This is a genomic window from Streptomyces sp. S.PNR 29 (assembly GCF_030386795.1).
GTDB lineage: Bacteria > Actinomycetota > Actinomycetes > Streptomycetales > Streptomycetaceae > Streptomyces.
Map to the genome: position 1 here is coordinate 2601 of NZ_JANUQM010000006.1, position 14716 is coordinate 17316.

The following is a 14716-nucleotide window of genomic DNA, read 5'->3' on the forward strand; positions in this document are numbered from 1 at the left end:
CCCTGGAGCACCCACAGCGCCGCGTGCCCGACCGGCGTCAGCACGCGCGCGTACAGCCGGCCCAGCGCAGCACCGATCCCACGGACCACCCAGACGGTCCCGCGCCCGACGGGAGCCAGCACCTGCCGGTACAGCCACACCGCGGGGACGACCACGAGATACCGCACCAGCCAGACCACGGCCGCGCACCCACCGGCCCCGAGGGCGGCCAGCGCGGCCCCGGCCCCCTGGAGCACCCACAGCGCCGCGTGCCCGACCGGCGTCAGCACGCGCGCGTACAGCCGGCCCAGCGCAGCACCGATCCCACGGACCACCCAGGCGGTCCCGCGCCCGACGGGAGCCAGCACCTGCCGGTACAGCCAGACCAGAGGGACGACGACGAGTGTGCGCCCGAGCCAGGCCATCGCCTTCCCGGCCGGCACGACGGCATACCGCCACAGCCCCACGAACGGCCACACGAACACCGCCCGCCCGGTCCACAGCAGCGCACGCCCGGCCGGCCGGAGCACGGCATCGTTCAGGAACCGGCCCCCGACGACCAGCGCGTCCCACACCATCCGCACCGGCACGACCAGCACCAGTACAGCGATCCGCACGGGGACGCGGACCGCGACGACGAGACACCCCGGGGGCTGCTCCTGCTCCCCACGCCGTGCGGGCGGCTCGGACCGAGCGGTCTGCCCGGCGGACGGCTTCTCCGACTCCATACCGGCACAGACGCCTCAGCGCCCCGTCCGGATGCAGCCGGTCGTATGGCTTGTGTGCTCAGCCGTCGACGAGCCGTCGCACGACGCGGCAGGCGCGCGCGACGCCGTCCTCTTTCACGAGTGCCCGGCCGAGTCGGCGGGCGGCTGCGGCGTGGGCCGGGTCGCCGGTGACGGCGCGCAGACGTCCGGTCAGGGCGGAGACGGTGAGGCGGCGGCTCGGCAAAGGCGTGGGGCCCGCACCGAGGCTGTGCACGCGGGCCGCCCAGTAGGTCTGGTCGCCGAAGAAGGGGCAGACCAGGGAGGGCACCCCGGCGCGCAGTGCGGAGGCGGTGGTGCCCGCCCCACCGTGGTGGACCACCGCGGCCATCCTCGGGAACAGCCAGTCGTGGGGGGTCTCGCCCACCACGAGCATGTCGCTCTCACTGGTGGCGGGGTCTCCGGCCAGCACGCCCCGCAGTCCCGCCCGCCGCAGCGCTGTCCGTACCAGGTGGTCCGTGGCCTCGGGGTCGCTGGTTCTCATGCTGCCGAACCCCACGTACACCGGGCGGGTGCCGTCGTCCAGGAAGTCGAGCAGTCGCCGCGGCGGCTTCCACAGCGGCTGCTCGTGGTGCCAGAACCCGGTCAGATGGACGTTCGCCCCCCAGTCGGCCGGCCGTGGCACGACGGTGGGACTGAACGCGCAGAGCACCGGTGCCTGCCGGGCCAGGCGCAGAAGGGCGCGCGGGGACACGGCGGGAAGGCCGAGGTCCTTGCGGCGCCAGTCGTTGAGGAACTGGTGGAACACGAGCCAGGCTCCCAGGTCGACCGCTGCGAAGCTGAGGCGGTTTCCCAGGGCTCCGAGGAACCGCGCAGCCGGCAGCAAGGGGTGCGGGAACACTCCTGTGGGCTGGCTCGGCTGGAAGTGGATGATCGCGTGCGGCACCCGCAGATACTGGCTCAGGTGAAGGCCGAGGAAGCCGAGCGTGGGGGCCAGCACGAGATCGGCGTCCTTGGCGGCGGCCTGGGTCTGAGCGAGGATGCGGTTCATCAGCGGCCGGAGGATCCGGTGGATGCCGCGGATGAAGGCGACCGGATTGCTCCGGCCGGCGAGCAGGTCCTGGCCCTCGGGCGATCCGATGATGTCGGCCGGGTCCGCCGGAAGGGGGTGGAATTCCAGCCCCGCCGCCGCGATCAGCTCTTGGTAGCGGCTGCTGGCCAGCACGCGCACTCTGTCGCCCTGGCCGGCCAGGGCCCGGCCCAGCGCGAGACACGGCTGGACGTCTCCGCGGGATCCGGCCGCGATCATCACGAATGTTCTGCCCATGACCATCTCCTGGTGCTCCGTAGGGCACGGCGAGCGGTTCTACGTGAGTTCCTTCATCACCGTGGGCCAGATGAGGTGCAGTTCCCGTTCCCAGTAGGGCCAGGAGTGCGTCCCGGGGCTGTAGAAGTGCGTGGTCACCTCGACGCCCGCCGAGCGGAGCGACGCCGCGAAACCGGCGATCGACTCCGGAAGGTATTTCTCTCCCACCGAGGCGATCACGAGCACCGGGACCGGCCGGTTCTCGTCCCAGGGCCCGGGCTTCCCGTCGCCGACGGAGAGATGCACCTTCGCTCCTCTGAAGGCGTGTGGCATGGCGGCCGGGTTGTGGTCCCGCCAGACGTCGGCGTTCGCCACGGGGTCGCCCCAGACGTCGCGGAGGTCGACACCGTCCGTCAGGGAGCCGAGGCCGAGTGCCACGCGCGCCGCCGGGCCGTCGAGGTCGACGTAGGAGCTCATGGAGGCCACATAGCGGTACATCCCCTGATGGTGTGCCGCGTAGTTGAGCGCGCCGAAGCCGCCCATGGACAGGCCGATGACGGCCCGGGCGGAGGAGGCGCGGAACGTCCGCTCCATGAGCCGCACCAGTTCGGCGGTGTGGAAGGTCTCCCAGCGGGGCCTGCCGGCATACCAGTCGCTGTAGTAGCCGGCTTTCCCCGCGTCGGGCATCACGATCAGCGCGTCGGAATGCTCGGCCAACTCCTCGACGTCCGTCTCACGTGTCCAGGAGGTGTAGTCGTCGTTCCCGCCGTGCAGCAGGTACACCACGGGGAACCTGCTTTCCGGGTCGCTGTGCCAGCTCCTGGGGAGGATGACCCGGACGGGGACCAGGGCGCCCACAGCCGGTGAGCTGACCGTGAGGTCGAGGGTGCGCTCGTCGAGTTCCCGGACATCCGTGATCTGGGCATCGGTGCCGGGCGAACGGGGCGCGGTCTGTGCCGCGCGGGCGGCCGAAGCCGTCCCCGCGCCGCAGAGCAGCGGAAGAAGCATCAAGCAGACGAGCAGCGAGCGGCGGCCACGTCGCGCTCGGCCGGTGAATGCGCCGGCCATCAGGAAGTCGACACGCATGAGAACAGACAGTGACGATTCCTCATATTAAATTCCAATAGCCACACCGATCGGGTCACCAGGAGATGGTCGTTCCCATGCTCCTTTCGGCGGTGCGCCACGCGGTGGACCCCCGCTGTCGCGGACGCTTCTCTGACCTGCGTTTGTTTTCCGGCGGCTGACGGGCGGCCTGCCTTTGCGGTTGCGTCAGCGGCCTCACGACTGCTTGCTGGAGACAGTCGGGAAACGATCGCCGACGAGACACCAACGCATGCCCTGACAGGGAGAGGGAATCACGATGCAGTCTTCTCAGGTGATGTCCGAAGCGGTTGTCGCGGGCGCCGACGCGGCGGACATCGCATCGCTCCCTGTGCCCGGCCATTTCCCTGCGGCCACCGTAAGAGAAAGCGATGTCGACACCTTCAAGGGCATGGAGGACAAAGACGTCCGCAAATCCCTGTTCGTCGACCAGGTGCCCATGCCGGAACTGGCGCCCGACGAGGCCCTGATCGCGGTGATGGCGAGTTCGATCAACTACAACACCGTGTGGACGGCGATGTTCGAACCGCTTCCGACGTTCCAGTTCCTGAAGCAGATGGGGAAGAAGGGCGGCTGGGAGGCACGGCACGACCTCCCGTACCACATCGTGGGATCCGACGCCTCGGGCGTCATCGTCCGCACGGGATCGTCCGTGCGCAGGTGGAACGTCGGAGACCACGTCGTGGTCTCCCCCGTGTATGTCGACGAACAGGAGCCCGACACGCACCAGGACGGCATGCTCGGCGAAGGCCAGAAGGCCTGGGGATTCGAGACCAACTTCGGCGGACTGGCGCACTACGCCGTCGTACGGGCCAGCCAGCTGATGCCCAAGCCCCCGGCGCTGACGTGGGAGGAAGCGGCCGCCAACCCCCTGTGTGCGGGTACCGCCTACCGCATGCTGGTCAGCGACCGCGGCGCCCGGATGAAGCAGGGCGACGTCGTGCTCGTGTGGGGGGCCACCGGCGGCCTGGGCTCCTACGCCGTCCAACTCGTCCTCAACGGGGGCGGGATCCCGGTGGGCGTGGTCAACTCGCCGGAAAAGGCCGAGGTGCTCAGATCCCTGGGCTGCGAGGCCGTCATCGATCGTGAAGAGCTCCTGGACGGCGATCCGACGCTGCTGGACCGCCCCGACGGCTGGAAGAGGATGGGACGGGCCGTGCGCTCCCTCGTGGGAGAGGACCCGCACATCGTGTTCGAACACGTCGGCAGGAAGACGTTCGCGGCGTCGGTCTTCCTCGCCCGGCGCGGAGGCACCGTGGTGACCTGCGGGTCCAGCACCGGTTACGAACACGTCTACGACAACCGGTACCTGTGGATGCGCCTCAAGCGGATCATCGGCAGCCACGGCGCCAACCTGCACGAGCAGTACGAGGTCAACCGGCTCGTCGCACTCGGGCGCCTGATTCCGGCTCTGTCGAAGACCTACACGCTGGCCGAGGTCGCCGCGGCGGCCCGCAGTGTCCAGACCAACCAGCACATCGGCAAGGTGGGCGTGCTGTGCCTCGCCCCCGAGCCCGGCCTGGGGGTCACCGACCCGCAGGCCCGCGCCCGGATCGGTGAGCAGCGGCTGGCCCTGTTCCGGGGGTGAGCGGGCGCCGGGCCACCGGAACGCGGGGGAACGGTGGCCTCCGGGCGCGCCGTGCGTAGCGCCTCGGGCGTGTTCGGGCAAGGCGACGCGCTCCCTCACACGGGTGGTTCTCGTGCGGTCCCCTTGCCTGTCCCGTAACGCGCATCTATTACTGGACATACCGGCAGGCAGCCCATCCACGCCGGGCAGTGCACATCCCGGATGTCCGCTGGCCTGCCCCGAAGAGCCGTTCCGGCTCCTTCGACGTTGCATCGCCCAAGCAGCAAGCAGGGCAGGCCGCACGGCGGTCCACCACGGACGCCCGTGAGCGCAAGCGCTCCGCGCCACTCGCCCCCGGCCGAGCCACCGTTCAACACGCCGCACGATGCGTCGCGTTGCCTCTCCCAGGGCTGGGCCGGCCGCTCCGGCCACGCATGCGTCTCGACGGACATCCCACCGGACGACATCACCGACTCATGTTCAGGAGAAGTCCATGTCCGCGACCCTGCTTCCAGGCCTGACCCTGCCCCCCATCCTGACGCAGCCGTTCCTCCTCGCCGCCATTCCGAACTCCGGGCCCACCGCGGGAGGCAACACCGTCCTGCTCATCGGCCTCAACCTCGGCGGGGCGACATCCGTCACCTTCGGCGGGACGCCGGCCACGATCGTCTCCGTGGACCCGTCCGGGTTCCTGGTCACCGTTGTCGCCCCGCCGCACGCGGCGGGCACCGTCCCCGTGGTCGTCACGACCCCGGCGGGCACCAGCACTCCGACCAGCTACACCTACGTCGCGCCTCCGGCGCCGCAGCCGCCCACGGTCCTCGGCATCACCCCGCCGACCGGGCCGACCACCGGCGGTACGCCGTTCACGATCATCGGCACCAACCTCACCGGCGCGTCGGTCACCTTCAACGGTGTTCCGGCCACCAACGTCAACGTGATCGGCGGAGTCGTGCTGACCGGTCTGACTCCCCCGGGAGCCGCCGGCAACGCCACCGTCCAGGTGACCACTCCGGCGGGCAGTGCGACCGTCCCCGGCGGCTTCACCTACGTTGCGCCGGCCCCGCCGACCGTGAGCTCCCTCATCCCGACGACCGGGCCGATCGCCGGCGGGACCCCGTTCGTGATCACCGGCTCGAACCTGACCGGCGCCGGCGTCACCTTCGGCGGCGTCCCGGCGACCAACATCGTCGTCACCGCCGACGGCACCGTGATCGCCGGTCTGACTCCCCCGGGAGCCGCCGGCAACGTCGCCGTCCAGGTGACCACTCCGACGGGCAGCGCCACCGTCGCGGGCGGGTTCACCTACCAGTGACCCGCACAGTCCGGTGGCCCGGCGTACGGCCGGGCCACCGGCGTGTCCGCGTCCCCGGACCCGCCCGGCACGCCTATCCGGGACGCGGCGGCGTCCGGTCGTCGGCTGCCCCAGGACCGGGAGCGTGCGGCCGCAGGGCCCGGGCGAGGTGCCGGGCGATGGTGGTGACGTGGGGAGGGTCGATGAGGGACAGATGGTCACCCTCGACCGGGACGATCTCCAGCGAGGGGCACAGCGGCGCCCAGCCGAGGTCGGCCTCCGACCGCAGGTAGCGCGGGTCGAGAGCCGTCGTGAGCGGCTGGGCCTGCTGCGCGCGGTACAGCACGACTCGGCCGTCGTAGGGGCGCGGCACGTAGCGCTCGCCGATGCGTGCGTCGACGTACGACGTCCGCTGGTGCTCCATGATCCCGGGGCTCATGTCGAGGCCCGCCTCGGCCACCAGACGCATGATCACATCGATCTGCCGGTCGTCCGGGGTGGCCGCGAGTTCGTCCCAGGGCAGGTCGAGGCGGTGCCCGTACGTCTTCTCGATGTACTCGGCGAACCGTCCGAAGCGCTCCAGCAGGAGGTCCTGTGAGTCGAGGTCCGGGAGGGCGGCGGGCAGGATGGTGTCGATCAGCCCGAGGAAGGCCACGCCCTGGCCGTTCTCCTTCAGCTGGCATGCCGCCTCGTAGGCCAGGCAGCCGCCGAAGGACCAGCCGAGAAGGCGGTACGGCCCCTGCGGCTGGATGTCCCTGATCAGGGTGACGTAGTGGGCGGCCTTGTCCTCCATCGAGGCGACCGCGTCCAGCCGCTCCATCCCGTACACGGCCTGGTCGGACGGCAGGAGCCGGGTCAGGGGCAGGTAGACCGATGTGGGGCCGCCCGCGGGATGGAAGGTGAACAGGGGAAGCCGCCGGGAGCCGGCGCGCGGCGGACGGAGGACGTTGACCACGGACTCGCCCGTCGGGTTCACCACGGGCCGGATCAGTTCCGCGATGGCGGACACCGTGCGCTCGCTCAGTACCGCCTCGGCCGTGAGCGCCGGCTCGGCATCGCCCAGGCGGCCCCGGACGGCGTCGACGAATGCCTCCGCCGCCCGCTGATCACCGCCGTCCGCGACGAAGTCGGCGCGGACATCGGCCGGCCGGTGTCCCAGGACTTCCGCCCAGACACCGGCCACCAGGCGCTCGGCGGCGTCGCGCGGCAGGATCGAGTTCGGCAGCGCGGGGCCGGGACGCCGCCCGGCTGCCGGGGGAAGACCCGCTTCGGACGGATTCCGTGAGGCGGCGGTGTCCGTGGTGCCGCGGTGCAGCCCGAGGGTCTCCAGCACGGTGTCACCGACCTGCCGCAGCGTCGCGCCGCGCAGCATGAGGTTCGCGGGGATGTCGACGGCGAAGTCCTGGCGTGCCGCGTTGCGGATGCGCACCGTCATCAGCGAGTCGAGGCCCAGGTGGGTCAGGGGGACCGCGTCGTCGAGGTCCCGCACACGGAATCCCATGATGCCCGCGGTGCGTTTGACCAGGCGCTCGTACACCTTCTCGGCGGCGGCGTCCCCGAAGGCCTCGACCCCGGCGGGGCCGGGCCAGTCGTCCGCCTGGGAGGCGGCCTCGCGCAGGACGTCCGCGAAGAAGGGGACGTCCGACAGGCCCGGGTAGGCCTCCAGCACCCGCTGGGCGTCGAGATGGACGACACCGGTGTGCGCCCGGTTGTGCACGACCAGCGCCTGCAGGGCGTCCAGCCCCTCGGGGGGCGTGATCGGGTCGAGGGCCAGAGCCGGATGGGCGGGCGCGGCACCGACGTCGCTCCAGGGTCCCCAGGCGATCGAGGCGGCGGGCGGGCCCTCCGCTCTGCGCCGGTGTGCGAGCGCGTCCAGCCAGGCGTTCGCGGCGGCGTAGGCGGCCTGCCCGGGAGAGCCCAGGAGTGCCGCGGCGGAGCTGTAGGACACCCACCAGTCGAGGTGCTGGGTCGCGGTGGCCGCTTCGAGGTGGAGGGCGCCGAGGACCTTGGGGCGCAGCACCGTGTCGATGTCGGAGGATTCGAGGTCCGTGATGATGCGGTCGTGGAGGACTCCGGCGCAGTGGACGACACCGCGCAGCCGGTGCCCTTCGTCGAGGGCGGCCTGCACCAGGCGCGGTGCCACGTCGGGGTCGGCGATGTCCCCCTGCACAACCGTGATGGACGTGCCGTGCGCGGCCTGCACCTGGGCGAGGACCGTCCGGGCCTCGGGTCCGGGGGGCCGCCTGCCGTTGAGGACCAGGCGGCCGGCTCCCCGTTCGGCGAGCCGACGGGCCGTGGCCAGACCGAGGCCCGTCAGGCCGCCGGTGATCACATAGGCACCGTCGGGGCGGACGAAGGGAGCTTCGTACTGCTGCCCGGTCAGGTCGGCGCGGGCCAGGCGGGCGACCAGACGGGTGCCCGCTCTCCAGGCGACCTCGTCGTCGGCGCTGTCCCCGAGCAGTTCCTGAGCGAGGTCGTCGGCGGAGTCGGGCTGGGTGTCGATGTCGACCAGACCTGCGCGCAGGGCGGGCTGCTCCAGGGCGAGGACGCGGACGAGACCGCGCAGGCAGGCCGCTGCCGGGTCGCCGGGTTCTCCCGGTGCCGTGGCCTGGGCCCGCACGGTGACCAGCCGGAGCCGGGGGACGGGCTGTCCGGGCCGGCCGGCGGCGAGGCGCCGGGCCAGGCGTGCGGCCGCCCGCAATGCCCGGTCGTCCTCGGGGGAGGCGGCGGGCCGGGTCAGCAGCAGGACGACGGCGCCGGGGGTGTCCTGTGCGGCGTCCCGCAGCCAGTCGTCGAGCACCTGGTCGGTGTCCGTGGTCCCGGAGGCGGCGGTCACCTGTACGTTCTTCGCCTGCAGGGCCGTGCTCACGGCTGCGCGCAGACCGTCCGCGCCGCTGTCGGGCTCGTCGGTCAGCAACAGGACACGGTCGAGCGGACGCGGAACCGGCAGGGGGGACTTCTGCCACTGGATGTCGTAGGTGAAGGCCTGGAGGGGCTGGGGCACGTCACGGCGTTCTGTGGGCCGCAGTTCCACTCCCCGTGCGGTGATCCGCGTCCGTACGGCCCGCGCCACGATGTCCCAGTGGTGGCCGGTTCCGTCGCCCGCCGCGGAGCCCTGTGCGGCTTCCCCGGGTGCCGGGTCGTCGTCTCGCGGGCTCGGGAAGCACTCGATGCGGTGCGGGGCGTCGTCCACGGTGAGGCCGTGAAGCTGCAGGGACCGCACGGCGGTCGGCACGATCTCGGCGGCGTCGCGCGCCGAGTGGACGGTGTCGCTGCCGGGCTCCGCCGCGGAGGTCCCGGCCGGCGCGTACAGCATCGCGGTGAGAAGTTCCTCGTCGTCCGGTGGCTGCGGTGAGGGCTCCTCGGGCTCGGTGGGGGTCCACTCGGTGACCCTGGCCGGTGGGGTGGCGCGCGGGTCGTCGTCGGGCTCGGGGCCCGTGTGCAGCCGTGCCGAGGCGTGGCAGCGCCAGGTGCCGTCGGCGCCGCGGGCGTTGATCGTGACGGTCGCGCCGGCCGCGGTCGGCTCCCAGACGAGGGTGACGGGGGTGCTGCCGGCGAGCGGCAGCCACTGGTGGACCGTCAGGTCCTCGATCCGCAGACAGCCGATGTCGTCGTGCGGGTGGATGTCCTTGGCCGCCGCGATCATGAGGGCCGCGGAGGCGGGAAGGGTGAGGACCGGCCGGTCGTGAGGGCCTCGCCCGGAGAACCGCGTCCGGTCGGTACCGAGGTCCGCCTGCCAGAGGACGGCGCCCGTGCGGGGGTCGTCGGTCCTGAGGCCCAGCAGGGGGTGGCCCGTGCCCGCCGCGTGGACGGCGGGGCCCCGGCGGCTGACCCAGTGGCGTTGGTGGCGCCACGCGGGGGTGGGCAGCGGGGTCCGCCGGCCGCCGGGCCACAGCTTCCGCTCGTCCACGGGCACGCCGGCCAGGTGCAGCCGGGCCACAGCGGCACGCAGGTCGACCGCCTCGTCGCCGTTCCTGCGCAGGGTCGGGATCACCACGGCTTCGGATGTGGACGCCGCCACCTGCAGGGTTTCGGCCAGGGGGACGAGGGCGACGGGGTGGGGCGCGATCTCCAGGAAGAGGTCGTGTCCGTCGGCTGCCGCAGCGGCCACCGCCTGCCGGAAGCGCACGGGGCGCCGGACGTTGGCGCCCCAGTACTCGGCGTCCGCGTGGACGCCGGCCCGGGGATCGTCGAGCACGGTGCTGTACCAGGCCGCCTCCGGGGTGCGGGGCCGGAGTGTCGCCAGCAGCTCACGCAGTCTGGGTACGACGGGGTCGACGGCCGGGGAGTGTCCGGCTGCGCCGACGTCGAGCAGGCGGGCGAGGATGCCCTGTTCGGTCAGTTCATCGACCAGGTGCCGCACGGCCGCTGCCGGTCCCGCGACGGTGCATCTGCGGGGAGAGGAGTGAACCGCGACCTCGACGCCGGGGAATCGCGCGAGGACGTCCGCCCGTTCCGTCTCGGGCAGTTCGACGGCGGCCATCGCACCGGCGCGCTGGGCGTCGATGGCGGCGAGTTCCGTCGAGCGGTGGAGGATGACGCGCAAGCCCTCGGCATCATCGAGGGCTCCCGCGACGACGGCGGCGCCGACCTCTCCCATCGAGTGGCCGATGACGGCGGCCGGTCGAACTCCGTAGGCCCGCAGGGCACGGGCCAGGGCGAGCTGCATGCCGAACAGCAGGGGCTGGGTGTGGTCGACGCCGGTGGCGGGCCCGGTCCGGGCGAGCATGTCCCGCAGGGAGATGCCCGTCTGCGCGGTGTAGACCGGGTCGAGTTCGTCGACAGCGGCGGCGAACAGCGGTTCGTGCCGGAGCAGGTGCTGTCCCATGCCCTGCCATTGGGAGCCGTATCCGGAGAACACGAGGACCGGACGGTGGGTGCCGGCCGCCCGCGCCGCGGGGTTGTCGGTGCAGGGGGCGACGAGGCCGGGGGCCTCCTCGCCCCGTGCGAGGGCCGCCAGCCGGTCCGTCGCCTCCTGGTGGGTGCGCGCCACGACGGCGGCGCACACCGGTCCTCTTCGGTGGCGGGCGAGGGTGTGGGCGATGTCGGGCAGTGCGGGTGCGTCCTCGGCAGCAATCCATCGGGCGAGGCCGGCGGCCACGTCGGCGACACGGTCCCTGTTCCGGGCGGAGACGACCAGGACGTGCGGGATGTCCGCGTCGCCGTCGCGGCCGTGGGCGGGTTGCCGCGGTGCGGGGGTGCCCGGGGAGGGCGTGGGTGCCTGTTCGAGGATGGCGTGCGCGTTGGTGCCGCCGAAGCCGAAGGCGGACACCCCGGCCCGGGCCGGGCCGTGGTCCCGGTCCGGCCACGGGGTGGGCCGGGTGACGACGCGCAGCCGCAGCCCGGTGAAGTCGATGTGCGGGTTGGGTTCCCTGAAGTGCAGGCTCGGAGGGATCCGGCCGTGGTGGAGCGCGAGCACGGTCTTGATGAGGCCGACGATGCCGGCGGCGCCTTCCAGGTGGCCCAGGTTGCTCTTGACGGATCCGATGAGGAGCGGCTGTTCGGCCGGTCTGCCGCTGCCGAGGACGGCACCGAGGGCGCCTGCCTCGATGGGGTCTCCCAGGAGGGTGCCGGTTCCGTGGGTCTCGACGTAGTCGATGTCGGCGGCCTCGGCCTGCGCATCGCCGAGCGCGCTGCGCAGAAGGGACGCCTGGGCATCGGGGTTCGGGGCCATCAGGCCGGCGGAGCGGCCGTCGGAGTTGACCGCTGTTCCCCTGATGACGGCGAGGACCCTGTCGCCGTCGCGCTGGGCGTCGGCGAGCCGTTTCAGCACGACGACGCCGCAGCCCTCGCCCCGGGTGATGCCGTCGGCCGCCGCGTCGAAGGGTTTGCAGCGTCCGTCCGCCGCCAGCGCGCCGGCCTGCTGGAAGGAGGCGGTGACGGCCGGCGAGAGCAGGATGTTGACTCCCGCCGCCAGCGCCGTGTCGCACTCGCCGCCGCGCAGGCTGCGGCATGCCTGGTGCACGGCCACCAGGGAGGACGAGCAGGCCGTGTCGATGGTCATGCTCGGGCCGTGCAGGTCGAACAGGTAGGACAGGCGGTTGGCGGCGATGCTTCCCGCGGCGCCCGTGCTGGTCCAAGGGGTGAGCCGGGCGGGGTCCGCGGTGGTGAGGTGGCCGTACTCAAGGGAGCTGAGGCCCACGAAGACACCCGTGTCGCTGCCCTGGAGCATGTGGGCGGGGGTGCCGGCGTGGTCCAGGGCCTCACAGGCGACTTCCAGCAGGAGACGCTGCTGCGGGTCCATGACCTCGGCTTCGCGCGGGGTGATGCCGAAGTGGTCCGCGTCGAACGCCTCGATGTCGTCGAGGAAGGCACCCCATCGGGTGGTGCGTTCGACCAGTGCGGCACCGCCGGGACCGGCGGCGAAGTCCCGCCAGCGTCTGCCGGGGACGCGGCCCACGACGTCGGTGCCCGCCAGCAGACGCTTCCAGAAGGTGTCCGGCCCGTCGATCGTGCCGGGAAGGCGGCACCCGATCCCGATGACGGCGATGGCGCAGGGGGCCGCGCAGGCGTCGCCGCCGGGGCCGGCGGGCGTCGCGGCGGGGCGGGGATCGTCCGGCGTCGTGGCCTTCGCCCCGGTCCCCGGCTCGTGGGGCGTGGCCAGGGCATCGGCGAGCCTGTCGATGGTCGGGTTCTCCCACAGCAGCGTCGCGGGCAACGGTCGGCCCAGCAGCTGTTCCAGATGCCCGGTCAAGGCGACGGCGTCGCGGGACGTCAGGCCGTACTCGGCCAACGGGCGGTGCTCGTCGAGGTCCTCGGCGGGGATGCCGCAGACGTCCGTGACGAGCCCGCGCAGGGTCGCACGCATCCGGGTGGCCGGCGCCGACGTACGGCCGGCCGCGGCGGCGGCCTCCCGGCCCGGTTCCGTCTGTTCCTCTCCGTGAGCCGTCATGCGCTGCCGGTCCTCTCCTGGGCTCCCCCGTCCGCCGTCCAGTCGCCCGCCGCATAACGCGCGCGGCAGGCGCTGCGGGCGACCTTTCCGCTCGTGGTGTGCGGGACGGTTCCCGGCGGGGCCAGGACGAAGTCGTGGACGGAGACACCGTGCCCGGTGGCCACGGCCGCGCACACGGCCCGCTTCACCTCCTCGACGAGGCCGCCGGGGTCGGTGACGTCACGGTGATGCTCGGCGACGACGACCAGGCGCTCCTCGCCGTCGGCGTCCACGGAGAACGCGGCGATGTGGTGGGCCCGGATGGCCGGGTGCGCGTCCTGGACCGTTGCCTCGATGTCGTGCGGGTAGTGGTTCACCCCGTCGATGATCACCAGGTCTTTGAGGCGGCCGGTGACGTAGAGCTGCTTGTCGTGCCAGGCGCCCAGGTCCCCCGTGCGCAGCCAGTGATGCGCCGGGTCGCCCGGGTCGTCGCCGTGCAGAGTGGCCCGGAAGGTGGCTTCGCTCTGTTCGGGACGGCCCCAGTAGCCGCGCCCGATGTTGGGACCACGGAGCCAGATCTCTCCGACCCGGCCGTCCTCCAGGAGCCGGCCGGTGAGGGGGTCCACGACCGCGATCTCCTGGCCGGCCGGGCGGCCGCACGCCACGAGCTCCGCCACGGCCCCGCCGTCGTCCGGCTCCACGACGCGGGCGACCCCCAGCCCGAGGGCGTCCCGGTCGAAGGACGTGACGGTCGGTTCCTCTCCCGCCGGAGAAGCGCAGACGAACACGGTCGCCTCCGCCAGCCCGTACGACGGCCGCATGATGGTCCGCACCATGCCGACGGGCGCGAAGGCCGCCTGGAACCGCTCCAGGGTCCGGGCCCCGACGGGTTCGCTGCCGTTGACCATGGCGGTGACGGATCCCAGCGACAGCTCCGCGCGTTCCTCGCCCTGGACGCGCCGGACGCAGTAGTCGTAGGCGAAGTTCGGTGCGGCGGTGAGGGCACCGGGATGCCGGGTCAGCAGGCGCAGCCAGCGTGCCGGCTGCTGGATGAAGGCCAGGGGGTCCATGAGCACGGAGGGGACCTGCCCCACGACCGGCATCGCGACCGCCAGGACCAGGCCCATGTCGTGGTAGAGCGGCAGCCATCCCACGGTGCAGTTGCGGCCGGTGCGGATGTCGTAGGCCTCCAGCGCCTGGCGGGCGTTGGCGCAGACGTTGGCGTGCGTGATCTCCACACCGGACGGGGTGCGTGTCGACCCTGAGGTGTACTGCAGATAGGCGACGTCCTGGGGGCGGGGGTGCCACGGCCTGGCCGGCTCGTCCGGCTTCTCCGCCATCTCCCGCAGCTGGCGTTCGGTGATGACCCGCGGGCCGCAGGAGAGGCCGCGCGTGGCGCAGAATTCCGTGAAGGAGGCCTGCTGCTCCTCGGTGGTGACCGCGAGCATCGGGGCGGCGTCCTGAAGCACGGCCACGAGTTTGTCGTCGTGGCCCGGCAGGGACGGAGGGAACAGGGGGACGGCGACGCAGCCCGCGCACGCGGCGGCGAGGAACGCGACGATGTAGTCCAGGCCCTGCGGTGCGACGACGGCGACTCTCTCGCCCACCGCCCCGGCGTGACGCAGTCCGGCGGCGGCCTGGCGTACCCGGCTCTCAAGCTGCGTCCACGTCAGCGTGCGGGTGACTCCGCCCATGTCGGTGCTGTAGTCGACGAAGGTGAAAGCAGTTTCGCCGGGCCGGGCAGCCGCTGCCTCGGCCAAACAGTGGCTGAGTGTTTGTGTCATTGGTGATGGCACCGAGTCACCGACCTTCGTTCCCAGGGGAAGAACCGGGCCCCGGTCGCTACCGGAGGAAAGCAGCGGACAACAGCGAAACACGGTGTTGTCCTCCC

At 72.5% G+C, this 14716-nt stretch carries 6 protein-coding genes and 1 pseudogene; 2 read left to right on the plus strand and 5 right to left on the minus strand.

The window, feature by feature from the left end; translation table 11 throughout:
* The 3 genes and pseudogenes from NW895_RS17380 to NW895_RS17390 all read right to left on the minus strand — a co-directional run.
* A pseudogene (locus tag NW895_RS17380) lies at positions 1–707 on the minus strand (hypothetical protein); the annotation flags it as partial.
* A 58-nt stretch (positions 708–765) separates the two neighbouring features.
* On the minus strand, positions 766–2010 hold the full coding sequence (locus NW895_RS17385) for a glycosyltransferase (protein WP_289936537.1): 1245 nt from the start codon (positions 2008–2010) through the stop codon (positions 766–768).
* Between the two features lie 39 nt (positions 2011–2049).
* Entirely contained in the window at positions 2050–3075 is a 1026-nt protein-coding gene (locus tag NW895_RS17390; protein WP_289936539.1) for an alpha/beta hydrolase family protein, read from the minus strand.
* A gap of 277 nt (positions 3076–3352) precedes the next feature.
* On the opposite strand from NW895_RS17390, the gene ccrA reads away from it, so the two are divergent.
* The gene (gene ccrA, locus NW895_RS17395; RefSeq protein ID WP_289936541.1) at positions 3353–4681 is read left to right on the plus strand and encodes a crotonyl-CoA carboxylase/reductase; all 1329 of its coding nucleotides are present in this window, start codon (positions 3353–3355) and stop codon (positions 4679–4681) included.
* Positions 4682–5153: 472 nt separating this feature from the next.
* Complete coding sequence (locus tag NW895_RS17400) at positions 5154–5975, plus strand: IPT/TIG domain-containing protein (protein WP_289936543.1); 822 nt, start codon at positions 5154–5156, stop codon at positions 5973–5975.
* 73 nt (positions 5976–6048) lie between these two features.
* On the opposite strand, the gene NW895_RS17405 is transcribed toward NW895_RS17400, so the two are convergent.
* Both NW895_RS17405 and NW895_RS17410 read right to left on the minus strand, forming a co-directional pair.
* Positions 6049–12846 carry a type I polyketide synthase gene (locus NW895_RS17405; protein ID WP_289936545.1) on the minus strand — a complete coding sequence of 2266 codons (6798 nt, stop codon included), beginning with the start codon at positions 12844–12846 and terminating at the stop codon, positions 6049–6051.
* Positions 12843–14585, minus strand: a complete 1743-nt coding sequence (locus NW895_RS17410) for a fatty acyl-AMP ligase (RefSeq protein ID WP_289936547.1) — start codon at positions 14583–14585, stop codon at positions 12843–12845. Before NW895_RS17410 ends, NW895_RS17405 begins: the two co-directional genes overlap by 4 nt.
* Positions 14586–14716: the final 131 nt, after the last annotated feature.